This window comes from Pseudonocardia sp. DSM 110487 (genome assembly GCF_019468565.1).
Classification (GTDB): domain Bacteria; phylum Actinomycetota; class Actinomycetes; order Mycobacteriales; family Pseudonocardiaceae; genus Pseudonocardia.
In genome coordinates this window covers 6,846,513-6,860,365 of sequence record NZ_CP080521.1, presented here as the reverse complement: position 1 = coordinate 6,860,365, position 13,853 = coordinate 6,846,513, and the positions used below count along the sequence as shown (strand labels likewise).

Here is a 13,853-nt window from a genome sequence, read left to right as displayed (position 1 = left end):
GAGGCGGAGTCGCCGGATCTTGTTGCCTTCGCACACCTGGTTTGTGCTGGCGCACCCTTTCTGGCTTCACGCGGCCGGTCGACGGGCCGCGTGGGCCGACAACGGGTGCGTGAGCTGGGAAGCTCGTTCCGAGCTGCACGTGATGGCCCCGCCGGGGACCGTGAGGTGCACCTCGCTGCGATCATGGGCCGGTATGGGCTCATGATCGGAGGTTCGGCGCGTTCCCGGGCGGTTTTCGCCCGTTTTCGCGCCGAGGCCTTGATCATGTCCGTGGGACGGGCCTTCGGCGGCCCCGCACACTGCGTGGCGCCACCGAAGGCCCTGGACGGGCCCGCCACCGAAGGCCCACCGCAAGCAGCCCCTTCCGCCGCCCCGCGTTCCGCGGAATGCGGGGCACCGACTCGCCCGCGACCGCCGCCGAGAGAACCTCTGTCAGACCCCCACCACCAGGTCCGAGTCGAACGAGCGGCGAACGCGGTCGATGAGGCGGGCCCGGCTCGGGCCCAGGCTCCCGATCGGGATCCCGGTGGCCTGCGCGACCTCCGCGTAGGAGCGCGGCTCCTCGGCGAAGAGCTCCATCATGATCGTGCGCCCGCGCGGGGGGAGCGCCGAGACGATCATCCAGAGCCGTGACACGGTGTCGGCGTCCACCACCTGGTCCTCCACCGTGCGGTGCGGGTCGGGGACCGCGTCCAGCTCGTCGGTGACGACGGCCCGGCTCTCCCGGAAGATCCGCAGGCACTCCCGCGACGCAGTGGTGGCCAGCCAGCCGCCGAGCCGCTCCGGGTCGCGCACCGCGTCCCGGTGCTCCACCAGCCGCAGCCAGGTGCGCTGCTCGGCGTCGTGCGCGTCGGCGTCCTGCAGCCGGTAGGACCGGACCACGGCGCTCACGAGGCCGCGGTAGCGCTCCACGATCTCGGTCCACGCCCGCTCGTCGCCGCCGTCGGCCGAGCGCAGCAGCTGGTCGTTACCGGTGGAGGACGGCACGGTCATCGCAGACTCCTCGCAGGTGGGACGGCGTACCGCACCAGACTCGGCTGAGCGAGGGGCCCTGTCGTCAGGTCAACGCCTTACGCGGCTGAGAAAGGACGCTCTATATCCCGGGCCCGCGTATCTACGCGGGCCCGGGATGGCTCTCCCCGTCGCCGGCACCCACGCCGGAGGACAGGAGGCCGTCCGCGAAAGTGCCTCGACGAGGAGGAACGGTGTTGGTGGCGATCGAGTCGGAGGCGGTCGAGACGGGGGATCCGGACCGCCCGGGCGGCGTCGTCGATGCCGTGGCGGGGCTGCAGGAAGGCGCCGACGCCGGGGTGCGGGGCCACGGGGCCGGCCCCGTCGGCAGACTCCTGACCGCCGTCGCGGCACCCGACGACGCGGCCGCGCAGCTCGACACCGAGCTCAGGGCGGCCCTCGTGGCCGAGCTGGCGCGGCGCTACCTGCGGGCCGTTCGCGCGCACGCACGGGGGAGCGGCGCGCCGCGGGTGTGGCAGGTTCTGCTGACTCGGTGGGAGGGCGGCACGGGCGACCCGGCCCGAACCGCGCTCGCGGGAGCCCACGCGCTCGTCTGCTTCGACCTCCCACCGGCGGTCGTGAGCGCATGCACGTTGCTCGGCCTCAGCCCCGGCCCCGTCGAGCAGGCGGTGGTGCAGGCGGTGACCGCGCAGATCGCGAGGCTCGCCAACGAGGCCGCGGCCACCGACTCCCAGTCGCGCGACGACGCCAGCGGGCTCGCGCTGCTGCTCTCGCGCAGCGAGTGCTGGCGGCAGGCCGAACACCTGTGGACGCTCCGCGGCAGGCCGTCGGAGGCAGAGAAGGAACGTGCGGCGCTCGATTGGCGCGCCGCGCTTGTCGCCCGGGCACTGTTGGGGAGCGGCTGACCCGGGCGGGTTGGGGGGTGTGAGCGGATACGCGGGCCTCGGCCCGCGTATCCGCTCACTGGGCACCCTCGCGACCGCGCTGCAATGGATGGTCGCTCGCTACGCTCCCGAACCGGGGTTACGTGGGGCGGCCCACGCGGTCCAGAGCGCCGCGTAGCTGCCGCCGGCCGCGGCCAGCTCGTCGTGCGGGCCGGACTCGACGATCCGACCCTTCTCCAGCACAACCACGCGATCGGCCGTTGCGGCCTGCGTGAGCCGGTGGGCGATGACCACGGCGGTGCGCCCGGCGAGCGCGGCCGCCGCGGCCCGTTCGAGCGTGCGGGCACCCGCGCTGCCGGCCTCGGCCGTGGCCTCGTCGAGCACGGCGACGGCGGGGTCGGCGAGCACCAGCCGGGCCAGCGCGAGCTGCTGGGCGCGGGTGGCCGACAGCTCGTCGCCGCCGTCGCCCACCACGTCGGTGAGCTGCATCGGGGCGTCGACGGTCGTCAGGGCGGCGGCGAGCTCGTCGTCGGTGGCGTCCGGGCGGGCCATGCGCAGGTTGTCGGCCACCGTGCCCGCGAACACGTGCACCTCCTGCGTGACGAGCGCGACGTGCCGCCGCACGTCGGCGATCTCGCCGAGCGGCACGTCGCCGATCTCGACGGTGCCCGCCACGGGCGTGTGCACCCCGGCGAGGACGGCGCCGAGCGTGGTCTTACCGGCACCGCTCGCGCCGACCACGGCCACCCGCTCCCCGGGCGCCACCTCGAGGTCGATGCCGTGCAGCACCTCGGGCCCGCCGTCGTAGGCGTGGCGGATCCCGGTGAGCCGCACGCCGGCGTGGGCCGGGGTTCGGGGCTGTCGCGGCGCGGGCGGGGCCGGCATGTCGGCCACGCCCACCAGCCGGGCCAGCGCGGCGCCTGCCGACTGCGCCTCGTCGAGCAGGTAGAGCATGACCCCGATCGGGTCGAACAGCCGCAGGAAGTACAGCGCGGCGGCCGTGGCGGCACCCACCGTGACGGCGTCGGCCCGGACCAGCCAGAAGCCGGTCACCAGGATGGCGAGCACGCCGAGCAGCTCCGCGCCGTTCATGGCGAGGCCGAACTTCCGCTCGGCGTCGGACGCGCGCAGCGAGGCGTCGACGGCCGCCACGGAATGCCGGTCGATGCGGGCGAGCTGGGCCGATCGGCGACGGAAGGCGCGCACGGTGGCCGCCCCGCCGACGCCGGCGAGCAGTGACTGGGTGCGCTCGCCCTCGGCCCGCCGCTCCGCCGCGTAGAGCGGGCCCGACGTGCGCATGTACCAGCGCGAGACCAGCACCCAGATCGGCAGCGGCGTGAGCCCGGCGAGCGCCAGGCGCCAGTCGAGCACGGTGAGCCCGACGAGCGTGAGCCCGACGTCGAGCAGCGAGATCACCACGGTGGGGATCGCCCTGCGGATGCCCTCGGAGATCACGGAGATGTCGCCGCCGACGCGTTGCAGCAGGTCGCCGGTGCCCGCACGCTCGACGTCGGCCAGCGGCACGTCGAGGGCGCGCCGCACGACGCGTTCGCGCAGCGTGGCGAGCACCTGCTCGCCGAGGCGCGCCACCAGCACAGATCCGAGCGCCGAGAACACCGCACGCGCCACGAGCGCGGCGAGGATGCCGAGCGCGAGGCCGTCGACGAGGCCGGCTGCTCCGCGGGCGATCACGGCGTCGACGATCCGGCCGAGCAGCGGTGGCACCACGAGCATCGCCACCGATGCGGCGACCAGCGTGGTCACGGTGGCGACCAGCAGCCCGCGGTGGGGGCTGACGAGGTCGCCGAGCGCGCCCCGGGTGCGGGCGAGCGTCGCGATCGGGAGCACGTTCACGCGAGCACCGCCTGCCGGTAGCGCGCGTCGGCCACGAGCTCGGAGTGCGACCCGGACGCGACGACGGCGCCTCCGTCCACCAGCAGCACGCGGTCGCAGCGCGCGAGCAGCGCGGGGCTGGACGCCACGACCACGGTGGTGCGCCCGGCCCGCAGCGTGGACACGCCCATGGCGATGCGGTGCTCCGTGGCGGCGTCGACCGCCGTGGTGGGGTCGTGCAGCACGAGCACGGGCGGGTGCTCGGCGAGCGCCCTGGCCAGCCCGATGCGCTGGCGCTGCCCGCCCGAGAGGGTGCGTCCGCGCTCGCCCACGTCGCTGTCGAGCCCTTCCGGCAGCGTCTCCACCACCTCGTCGGCGGCCGCCGCGGCCAGCGGCGCGGGATCGCGCCCCGTGTTGTCGGCGACCGTGCCCTCGAACAGGATGGCCTCGTGCCGGGCGACGAGCACGGCCCGGCGGGCCTCGTCGAGCCCGACCTCCCGCAGGTCGGTGCCGTCCAGCTGCACGGGCGCGTCGGCGTCGCGGGCGAGGACGTCGAGCAGGGCGGCCGCATCGGCCGCCTGCAGCGTGACCACGCCGACGTGCTCGCCCGCCGCGACGTCGACGGCGAGGCCGTCCGCCAGCCGCACCCGCAGCGCGCCGTCCGGCCGTGCGGGAAGCGTGCCCGTGCCCTCCGTGACGGCGGGCGCCGCGGCCAGCACGGTGGCCATGCGGCGGGCCGATCCGCGGGCGCCCGCGAGCAACGCGCCCAGCTCGGTGAGCCGTTCGAGGGGCCCGATCAGGAACTGCGCCAGCCCGACGCCTGCCACGAGCTCGCCGATGCTGATCGCGCCGTCGAGGGCGAGGCGGCCGCCGACCCATGCGACCGCCACAAGGAACAGCCCGGTGATCACGTTGGTGGCCCCGAGGTAGCCGCCGTTCAGGTCGGCCGCGGCGAGGCGGGCGCGCAGCGCGGCGCGGCTCGCGGTGCGGTACGACTCGCCCGCCGCCTCCTCGGCGCCGATCCCCTTGATCACCCGCAGGCCCGTGATCACGTCGGTGGCGACCGCGGTGGCCGCGGCGAGCGATTCCTGCTCCGCCTCGGCGCGCCCGACCAGCGGCCGGGCCAGCAGCCGGGAGGACAGCAGGACCAGCGGCACCCCGCCGAGCACCACGAGCCCGAGCACGACGGACGCGTCGAGCAGCACGACGGCGCCGCCCGCCAGCGCGGCCAGCGCGGCCGTCCCGCCGCCGATGACCCAGCACACCTGGCCCGCGCGGTCGGCGTCGGACCCGGCCGTGCTCACGAGCTCGCCGGAGCGACCAGGCGCGCCGCCCGCCGGGTGCAATACCCGAGCAGCGACGTCCATCCGCATGCGGTGCGCAGCCATCCGCACCGTGCGCGCGCCCAGGAAGTACCCGAAGAACGCGCTGGAGGCGAGCACCGCGAACACCGCGACGACCACCGCGAGCCAGCGCACCAGCGCGCCGGAGTCGCGACCGACCACGGCCAGGTCGATCACCCAGCCCACCGTGACCGGCACGGCAGCCTCGGCCAGCTGGTGCAGCGACACGAGGAACGCGGCGAGGCCGAGCTCCCGCGGCCGGGCGCCCGCCCCGCGCCGCAGCACTCCGCCAGCCGTGACCGGCATCATTCCGAGGTCCCCCTACATGCAGTTCGCGACGACGACGCTATCCGGTGGGTCCGGCCGCGGGCGCGGGGATTGCGAGAATCACGCGGTGGACGCCCCAGCCCCCGGCCTCGTGATCGTCGACAAGCCCGCAGGGCTGACCTCGCACGACGTCGTCGCCCGCCTGCGCCGGATCCTGCACACCCGCAAGGTCGGTCACGCCGGCACGCTCGACCCGATGGCCACCGGAGTGCTCGTGTGCGGGGTCGGGCGCGGCACCAAGCTGCTCGGCCACCTGGCCCTCGACACGAAGGCCTACGCCGCCACGATCCGCCTCGGCGTCACCACCCGTACCGACGACGCAGAGGGCGAGGTGCTCGCCACCGCCGACGCGAGCGGCGTCCCCGACGCCGCGATCGCGGCCGGCATCGCCGCGCTGACCGGGGCGATCCAACAGGTGCCCAGCTCGGTCAGCGCGATCAAGGTGAACGGGCAGCGCGCCTACGCTCGCGTCCGGTCCGGCGAGGAGGTCGTGCTCGCCGCTCGGCCGGTCACCGTCTCGGAGTTCACGCTGCTCGCCCGCCGCGGCGCCGACCTCGACGTCGCCGTGGAGTGCTCATCGGGCACCTACGTGCGCGCGCTCGCCCGTGACCTGGGCACCACGCTCGGGGTGGGCGGGCACCTCACGGCGCTGCGCCGCACCCGCGTCGGCCCGTTCGCCCTCGACCACGCCAGCACGCTCGAGGCACTGGAGGCCGACCAGTCCGCGGTCGTCCCGTTGGACGCGGCCGTCGCACTGGCCTTCCCGCGCCGCGACCTCGACGCCGCCCAGGCGGCCGACATCTCCCACGGCCGCCCCCTCCCGGCGACGGGGGAGCCGGGAACGTACGGCGTCTTCGCCCCGGACGGCCGCGCACTGGCGCTGGTGACGGACAAGGGCCCCCAGGCCCGCCCCTTGGTGGTACTGGCCCCAGCGGCGACCTGATCTGACACGGCCCGGCGCCCGCCCGGCGCCTGCCGCGGGGCATTTCGTAGGCTCATCCCGTGCAGCGCTGGCGGGGGCTGGAGGCCGTGCCGACCGGCTGGGGGCGCAGCGTCGTCACCGTCGGCGTGTTCGACGGCGTGCATCGCGGGCACCAGCGGCTCATCGGCCGCGCGGTCGAGCGGGCCGGGCAGCGCGGGCTCCCCGCCGTGCTCGTGACGTTCGACCCGCACCCGGCCGAGGTCGTGCGCCCCGGCAGCCACCCGGCGCGGCTCACCACGTTGCCGCGGCGGGCGGAGCTGGTGTCCGCGCTCGGTGTCGACGCGTTCTGCGTGCTCCCGTTCACCCCGGAGCTGGCCCGCACCGAGCCCGCCGAGTTCGCCCACGAGGTGCTCGTGGAGCGGCTGCACGCGGCCGACGTCGTGGTGGGCCGCAACTTCACGTTCGGCCACAAGGCGGCGGGCGACGTCGCGCTGCTGACCCGGCTCGGCCAGCGGTTCGGCTTCGGCGTTGAGGGACTGGAGCTGATCACGGACGACGGCATCACGTTCTCGTCCACCTACATCCGCGCTTGCATCGACGCGGGCGACGTCGATGCCGCCGCGGCCGCGCTCGGTAGGCCGCACCGCGTGGAGGGTGTGGTCGTGCACGGCGACCGGCGCGGCCGCGAGCTGGGCTTCCCCACGGCGAACCTGGCCACCGCACCGTTCACCGCCCTGCCTGCCGACGGCGTGTACGCGGGGCTGTTCGAGATCAAGGACCGGGCGCTCCCGGCCGCGATCTCGGTGGGCACCAACCCCACCTTCTCCGGGAAGGTGCGCACCGTCGAGGCGTACGTGCTCGACGTCGACGAGGACTTCTACGGCTTCGAGGTGGCGCTCGACTTCGTGCACCGGCTGCGCGGGCAGGAGCGGTTCACCGACGTGACCGCGCTCGTCGAGCAGATGCACCGGGACGTCGCACGCACCCGCGAGCTGCTCGCGCGCTGAGCGGAGCTTGCGGAGCGAACCATCGGCGCTGAGCGGAGCTTGCGGAGCGAACCATCGACGCTGAGCGGAGCCCGCGGAGCGAACGATCGGCACAGTTTCTCGGTTCGCCCACGGAGTTGCCGGTGGACCTGCGAGCATCCTGTTCATGGCGGACACGGGCGGGGACGCGACGGGCTCCTGGCTCATCGAGAACCAGGAACGGCAGCGGGAGCTCTACGGCGCCCCGCTCGGCGAGCGGGTCCGCCGCCTGACAGGGGCGCTCGGCATCTCCCAGGCCAGGCTGGCCCGCACGCTCGGCATGAGCCCCGCGATGCTCAGCCAGCTGGTGAGCGCTCGCCGCGTGAAGATCGGTGATCCCGCGGTGCTCGCGCGGATGCTGCTGCTCGACCAGCGCTGCCACGGGCTGCGCTCCACCCCCGGCGACCGGGACACCGTCGACGCGCTGCTCGCCGAGATCGCCGAGGCGCGCTGGTACTGGAACGGGCAGCGGGGCAACGGGCAGCGGGCGAGCGGGCCGCGCACGCCGGGCCACCGCGCGCAGCGGGCGGCCCGCGACGGCACGGCGGCCGCGGTGCTGCGCGGGGTGTCCGAGCCGGCTCGACTGGCCGCGGCCGCGGCCGCGCTCGGCCCGACGTTCCCGGAACTCGCCGAGGTCCTGCGGCAGGCGGCGAGTCGCCCGGGGGCGTGAGGGTCCCGCGGCATCGTGCCTGGTAACGTGGAGTACCGGGTCCGGCTGCAGTCCGTGGCGGCCGTGCACCGTCTTCCGCCCCCGCCGCAGGGGATGCGGGCCTCACGGCACATCACGAAGGAAGAGGCACCACGTGGCACTCGACGCCGCAGAGAAGAAGACCATCCTGGGCACCTACGGTGTCCACGAGGGCGACACGGGTTCGCCCGAGGCGCAGGTCGCGCTGCTCACCAAGCGGATCAGCGACCTCACCGAGCACCTCAAGCAGCACAAGCACGACCACCACTCCCGCCGCGGCCTGCTGCTGCTGGTGGGCCGTCGCCGCAGGCTGCTGAAGTACCTCGCTTCGGTCGACGTCGCGCGTTACCGGTCGCTGATCGAGCGTCTCGGCCTCCGCCGCTGACACCCGCCGGCCCGGACCTGCTCCTCGGTCCGGGCCGGCAGCACATTCACCAACTCCATGACGCACGCCCGCCGCGGACGATCCGCCGGTCCTCGGTAGTGGCTCCCGGGACTCGAGTCCCGGAAGCTTCGATCGAAGACCGGCTCAGGCCGAGGATCAGCCGGTGCGGCGTGGGTCCCGAGAAGAAGGACCTCATGACCGACCCTCTTGAGGACGTGCACGAGACCAGTGCCGTCATCGACAACGGGAGCTTCGGCACCCGCACCGTCCGGTTCGAGACCGGGCGCCTCGCGCGCCAGGCCGCCGGATCCGTCGTCGCCTACCTCGACGACGAGACCATGCTGCTGTCCGCCACCACGGCGTCCAAGCAGCCCAAGGAGCACTTCGACTTCTTCCCGCTCACGGTGGACGTCGAGGAGCGGATGTACGCGATCGGCAAGATCCCGGGCTCGTTCTTCCGCCGGGAGGGCCGCCCGGGCACCGACGCGGTGCTCACCTGCCGCCTCATCGACCGGCCGCTGCGCCCGTCGTTCGTCGACGGCCTGCGCAACGAGATCCAGATCGTCGTCACGGTCCTGAGCCTCGACCCGCAGGACCCCTACGACGCGCTGGCCATCAATGCCGCGTCGATGTCCACCCAGCTGTCGGGGCTGCCGTTCTCCGGCCCGATCGGCGGTGTCCGGGTCGCCCTGATCGACGGCCAGTGGATCGCGTTCCCGCAGCACGAGGACCTCGACCGCGCCGTGTTCGACATGGTCGTTGCCGGTCGGGTCGTCGGGGACGATGTGGCGATCATGATGGTGGAGGCCGAGGCCACCACTTCCACGATCGAGCTCGTCGCGGGCGGCGCCCAGGCGCCCACCGAGGACGTGGTCGCGGCCGGGCTGGAGGCGGCCAAGCCGTTCATCCGCAGCCTGTGCGTCGCGCAGCAGCAGCTGGCCGACGTCGCCGCCAAGCCGACGCGGGACTACCCGACGTTCCCGGCCTACCAGCCCGACGTCTTCGAGGCCGTGGAGGCCGAGGGCAGCAACGACCTCGCCGCCGCACTGACGATCGGTCCGAAGCAGGAGCGCGAGTCGAAGCTCGACGAGGTCAAGCTCGCAGTGCTCTCCTCGCTCGGCGAGAAGTTCGAGGGCCGCGAGAAGGAGCTCGGCGCCGCGTTCCGGTCGCTGAACAAGAAGCTCGTGCGCCAGCGCATCCTGCGCGACCAGGTCCGCATCGACGGCCGTGGCATCACCGACATCCGGCCGCTGTCGGCCGAGGTCGAGGTCGTCCCGCGGGCCCACGGCTCGGCGCTGTTCGAGCGTGGCGAGACCCAGATCATGGGCGTCACCACGCTGAACATGCTGCGCATGGAGCAGCAGATCGACTCGCTGGGCCCGGAGACGCACAAGCGCTACCTGCACCACTACAACTTCCCGCCCTACTCCACCGGTGAGACCGGCCGGGTGGGCTCTCCGAAGCGCCGCGAGATCGGCCACGGCGCGCTGGCCGAGCGGGCCCTGCTGCCGGTGCTGCCCACGCGCGAGGAGTTCCCCTACGCCATCCGGCAGGTGTCGGAGGCGCTGGGCTCCAACGGCTCGACGTCGATGGGCTCGGTCTGCGCGTCCACGATGTCGCTGCTCAACGCCGGTGTGCCGCTCAAGGCGCCGGTCGCGGGCATCGCCATGGGCCTGGTGAGCGACGAGGTGGAGGGGCAGACCCGCTACGTCGCGCTCACCGACATCCTCGGTGCCGAGGACGCGTTCGGCGACATGGACTTCAAGGTCGCAGGCACGTCCGAGTTCGTCACGGCGCTGCAGCTGGACACCAAGCTCGACGGTATCCCGTCCGAGGTGCTGGCAGCGGCGCTCTCGCAGGCCAAGGACGCCCGCCTGACGATCCTCGAGGTCATCGGCGAGGCGATCGACCGGCCCGACGAGATGAGCCAGTTCGCGCCGCGCGTCACGGCGATCAAGGTGCCGGTCGACAAGATCGGCGAGGTCATCGGCCCGAAGGGCAAGATGATCAACTCGATCACCGAGAAGACCGGTGCCGACATCTCGATCGAGGACGACGGCACGATCTACGTCGGTGCCGCCGACGGCCCCTCCGCGGAGGAGGCGATCGGCATGATCAACGCGATCGCCAACCCGCAGCTGCCCAAGATCGGCGAGCGGTTCCTCGGCACGGTCGTCAAGACGGCCGCGTTCGGCGCCTTCGTCTCGCTCGTTCCCGGCAAGGACGGCCTCGTCCACATCTCGAAGCTCGGGCAGGGCAAGCGGGTCGGCAAGGTCGAGGACGTCGTCAAGGTCGGCGACAAGATCCGCGTCGAGGTCACCGACATCGACAACCGCGGCAAGATCAGCCTGATCCCGGTGGCCGATGAGTCGGCCAACGGCACCGCGCCCGCCCCGGCGGAAGCGGCTGCCGAGAACGACGAGGCCGAGGCGGTCTCACCCAGTTGACGGGCGTTCTGACGCCGGGGGCGGGGGCTGCGGCTCCCGCCCCCGGCGGCGTCTCGCGCACCGAGCTGCCCGGCGGGTTGCGCGTCGTCACCGAGACGGTGCCGGGCGTGCGGTCGGTATCGATCGGGATCTGGATCGGCATCGGTTCCCGCGACGAGTCGTCGCTGCAGGCGGGTGCGGCCCACTACCTCGAGCACCTGTTGTTCAAGGGCACCCGTCGGCGCACCGCCGTCGAGATCGCGGAGCAGTTCGACGCGGTCGGCGGTGACCTCAACGCGTTCACCGCCAAGGAGCACACCTGCTACTACGCGCACGTGCTCGACACCGACCTGCCGCTCGCGGTGGACGTGCTGGCCGACGTCGTCACCGACGCCACGCTGGCGCCGCCGGACGTCGAGATCGAGCGCGGGGTGGTGCTCGAGGAGATCGCGATGCGCGACGACGACCCCGAGGACCTGCTCGGCGAGCTGTTCGACGAGGCGCTGTTCGGCGACCACCCGCTGGGCCGGCCGGTGATCGGCTCCGAGGAGTCGATCCGCCGGATGACCCGGGACACGCTGCACCAGTTCTGGAGCGGCGAGTACACGACCCCGCGGATGGTGGTTGCTGCGGCCGGCAACCTGGTGCACGCCGAGGTCGTCGAGCTCGTATCGAGCGCGCTGGCCGCGGCGGGCGCGCGGGCCGGGGACGCCGTGCCGGTGCCCCCGCGCCGCCCGGCACCCGCGCAGCTGGCCCTCGGACCCCGCGTCGTGCTGCGGCCGGACGACACCGAGCAGGCGCACTTGATGCTCGGTGTGCCCGGCCTCTCGCGCCACGACCCGCGGCGCACCGTGCTCACCGTGCTCAACACGGCCCTCGGCGGCGGGCCCAGCTCCCGGCTCTTCCAGCAGGTCCGCGAGCAGCGCGGCCTGGCGTACTCCGTCTACTCGGCGCTCTCCTCCTACGCCGACGCGGGCAGCTTCTCGGTGTACGCGGGGTGCGCCCCCGAGCGCGTCGACGAGGTCGCCACGGTCGTGCGGGCCGTCCTCGCCGAGGTGGCCGCCGACGGCCTCACCACGGACGAGCTCGTCCGCGCCCAGGGCAACCTGCGCGGTGGCCTCGTGCTGGGGCTGGAGGACACCCCGTCGCGGATGAACCGCATCGGGCGCTCCGAGCTCGACCACGGCCGGCAGCGCACGATCACCGAGAGCCTCGACCGCATCACCGCGGTCACCGCCGACCAGGTGAAGGCGCTCGCAGCCGAGCTACTGGCGGCCCCGCTCACGGCCGCGGTGGTCGGGCCGTACGACGACGAGCAGGACCTCCCGGACTCCCTCCGCTCCCTGGCGTAGCCCGCGAGTCGCGGTCTCCGTGTACGCGAGTCGCGGTTTGGCTGCAGGCGAGTCGCGGGCTGGGTCCGCGCGTGGGCCGGGCCGGGCGGTCGGGCCGTGACATCATCAGGGTGTGGAGGTCGTGACCGTTCTCGCCGCGGTGCTGGTCGTCGTCGGCATCGTCGGGATCGCGCTGCCGATCCTGCCAGGGCTGGTGCTCGTGGTGGCGGGCGTGGCTGTGTGGGCGATCGCCCGTGCCGACGCCGTGGCCTGGATCGTGCTGGGGATCGTCGTCGCGATCGTGCTCGTCGGGTCGGTGGTGAAGTACCTGCTGCCAGGACGGCGCCTGCGCGACTCCGGTGTGCCCGGCCGCACGATCGCGGCAGGCGCGGTACTGGGCGTGGTCGGGTTCTTCGTGATCCCGGTGCTGGGTCTCTTCATCGGGTTCGTGCTCGGGGTCTACCTCTCCGAGCTGGCCCGTCTCGGCGGGCACGAGGTCGCGTGGCCGTCCACCCGAAGGGCGCTGGCGGCCGTGGGCTGGAGCATCGTGATCGAGATGGCCACGGGGCTGATCGCGGCGGCGGTCTGGGTCGGGGCGCTGGTCTTCGCCTAGGGCTACAGCCGGATTTGTGATCATTGGTGTTCGGCGCTGCTGCTGGGGCCGTTCGGTGGTGGCCGCGCCCATGATCCGAGATATCGGGTCGCTATGGCTGTGGCGACAACCATGAGCACCCGCTACTTGCGATCTTCGCTTCCATGATCCGGAGTTTCGGGTGCTCATGGTTGCGGGGGCAGCCGTGGGCAACCGATAGTTCGGATCTTGCTCGCCGCCGGCCCGGGCGCCTGGCGGCCCGGGGTGCGATCGTGTCGGTCCATCGGGTCGGTCTGGTCGGTTGCCTGCCGGTGGGCGCGCCGTTCCCGGCCCGGGTCGCCCGGCGCCCCGCCTCGTGGTCCGGGCTTCGCGTGTGGTTCCGCCAGCTGCATCGACCCGGTCGCCTTGCCGGGGTAGCTGGGTTGGGTGCACTACCGATTAGTGGGGTTGCGTGGGCGGCCGTCCCCGACGCGGGCACAGGCCCGTTCCCGACGAGACCGTCGCTGCCGGGTGCCACGCGACTGGCTGTGGTCCCGACCCTCCACCCCCCAGCCCCGCTCCTGGATGATCACGGCCGGACCACCCCAGGGGCAGGGCCCACGCGCAGGTCCATGATCAGCAGGACCGGACACCCGCTGCAGGGGTGTCTCCCCGGTCAGAACACACCGGCTTCCGGGTGCAGCCCAGGTCTCGGTACCACTGGTCACACCCCAGATTCCAGGGGTGGCCAGAAGGCGACGACGGGACCACAGCCAGTCGCGTTGCACCCAACTGCGGTGGTCTCGTCCCGGACGGGCGTGCCCCCGCGTCGGGGACGGCCGCCCGCGCAACCACATGATTCGGTAGTGCACCCAACCCAGCCACCCCCGGAAGGCGACGGGGTCGAGGTGAACCGGATCGCTACGACAGCAGCCCTCGGCTGGCGGGTGCGGCCCGGGGGCTACCCGGTGCCGGGAACGGCGCGCCCACGAAAGCGTCCGGCACCCGGCAGCACTTCCCGGGAGCGTTCCGCGGAACGCACCGCGACGGTGATCAGCGGATCGGCGCGAAACCCGACGTCCCACGTCGGGAAAGGCGCCGACCTGATGATCACAGGCTCGCCGAGCCACCCAGCCCGGGCTCTTT

11 protein-coding genes are annotated in these 13,853 nt (G+C 73.5%); 8 read left to right on the top strand and 3 right to left on the bottom strand.

Going from position 1 to position 13,853, the window contains the following annotated elements; all coding sequences use genetic code 11:
- Positions 1-432: 432 nt before the first annotated feature.
- Positions 433-993, bottom strand: a complete 561-nt coding sequence (locus K1T35_RS32025; protein WP_220255508.1) for an RNA polymerase sigma factor — start codon at positions 991-993, stop codon at positions 433-435.
- Positions 994-1,205: 212 nt separating this feature from the next.
- Between K1T35_RS32025 and K1T35_RS32020 the strand changes: the two genes are divergently transcribed.
- The gene (locus K1T35_RS32020; protein ID WP_220255507.1) at positions 1,206-1,877 is read left to right on the top strand and encodes a DUF5995 family protein; all 672 of its coding nucleotides are present in this window, start codon (positions 1,206-1,208) and stop codon (positions 1,875-1,877) included.
- 99 nt (positions 1,878-1,976) lie between these two features.
- Here K1T35_RS32020 and K1T35_RS32015 read toward each other — a convergent pair whose 3' ends face one another.
- Together K1T35_RS32015 and K1T35_RS49205 are read right to left on the bottom strand one after the other, a co-directional pair.
- Complete coding sequence (locus K1T35_RS32015; protein WP_255620984.1) at positions 1,977-3,710, bottom strand: ABC transporter ATP-binding protein; 1,734 nt, start codon at positions 3,708-3,710, stop codon at positions 1,977-1,979.
- The gene (locus K1T35_RS49205) at positions 3,707-5,341 is read right to left on the bottom strand and encodes an ABC transporter ATP-binding protein (protein WP_255620983.1); all 1,635 of its coding nucleotides are present in this window, start codon (positions 5,339-5,341) and stop codon (positions 3,707-3,709) included. The genes K1T35_RS32015 and K1T35_RS49205 overlap by 4 nt, the downstream gene beginning before the upstream one ends.
- An 85-nt stretch (positions 5,342-5,426) precedes the next feature.
- Here K1T35_RS49205 and truB point away from each other — a divergent pair, with 85 nt between their 5' ends.
- The 7 genes from truB to K1T35_RS31980 all read left to right on the top strand — a co-directional run bounded on the left by truB (position 5,427) and on the right by K1T35_RS31980 (position 12,749).
- The gene (truB, locus tag K1T35_RS32010; protein ID WP_255620982.1) at positions 5,427-6,302 is read left to right on the top strand and encodes a tRNA pseudouridine(55) synthase TruB; all 876 of its coding nucleotides are present in this window, start codon (positions 5,427-5,429) and stop codon (positions 6,300-6,302) included.
- A gap of 59 nt (positions 6,303-6,361) precedes the next feature.
- Entirely contained in the window at positions 6,362-7,288 is a 927-nt protein-coding gene (locus K1T35_RS32005) for a bifunctional riboflavin kinase/FAD synthetase (protein ID WP_220255504.1), read from the top strand.
- Positions 7,289-7,433: 145 nt separating this feature from the next.
- The gene (locus tag K1T35_RS32000; protein WP_220255503.1) at positions 7,434-7,976 is read left to right on the top strand and encodes a helix-turn-helix domain-containing protein; all 543 of its coding nucleotides are present in this window, start codon (positions 7,434-7,436) and stop codon (positions 7,974-7,976) included.
- Between the two features lie 133 nt (positions 7,977-8,109).
- Positions 8,110-8,379 carry a 30S ribosomal protein S15 gene (rpsO, locus tag K1T35_RS31995; RefSeq protein WP_220255502.1) on the top strand — a complete coding sequence of 90 codons (270 nt, stop codon included), beginning with the start codon at positions 8,110-8,112 and terminating at the stop codon, positions 8,377-8,379.
- Positions 8,380-8,573: 194 nt separating this feature from the next.
- Positions 8,574-10,826, top strand: a complete 2,253-nt coding sequence (locus tag K1T35_RS31990) for a polyribonucleotide nucleotidyltransferase (RefSeq protein WP_220255501.1) — start codon at positions 8,574-8,576, stop codon at positions 10,824-10,826.
- On the top strand, positions 10,823-12,157 hold the full coding sequence (locus tag K1T35_RS31985; protein ID WP_220255500.1) for a pitrilysin family protein: 1,335 nt from the start codon (positions 10,823-10,825) through the stop codon (positions 12,155-12,157). Before K1T35_RS31990 ends, K1T35_RS31985 begins: the two co-directional genes overlap by 4 nt.
- A 112-nt stretch (positions 12,158-12,269) precedes the next feature.
- Entirely contained in the window at positions 12,270-12,749 is a 480-nt protein-coding gene (locus K1T35_RS31980; protein ID WP_220255499.1) for a DUF456 domain-containing protein, read from the top strand.
- Positions 12,750-13,853: the final 1,104 nt, after the last annotated feature.

Excerpts from the sequence above, each read along its gene's own strand:
- K1T35_RS32025 (WP_220255508.1), bottom strand. The coding sequence starts at position 993 with ATGACCGTGCCGTCCTCCACCGGTAACGACCAGCTGCTGCGCTCGGCC.
- K1T35_RS49205 (WP_255620983.1), bottom strand. The coding sequence starts at position 5,341 with ATGATGCCGGTCACGGCTGGCGGAGTGCTGCGGCGCGGGGCGGGCGCC.
- K1T35_RS32000 (WP_220255503.1), top strand. The coding sequence starts at position 7,434 with ATGGCGGACACGGGCGGGGACGCGACGGGCTCCTGGCTCATCGAGAAC.
- K1T35_RS31990 (WP_220255501.1), top strand. The coding sequence starts at position 8,574 with ATGACCGACCCTCTTGAGGACGTGCACGAGACCAGTGCCGTCATCGAC.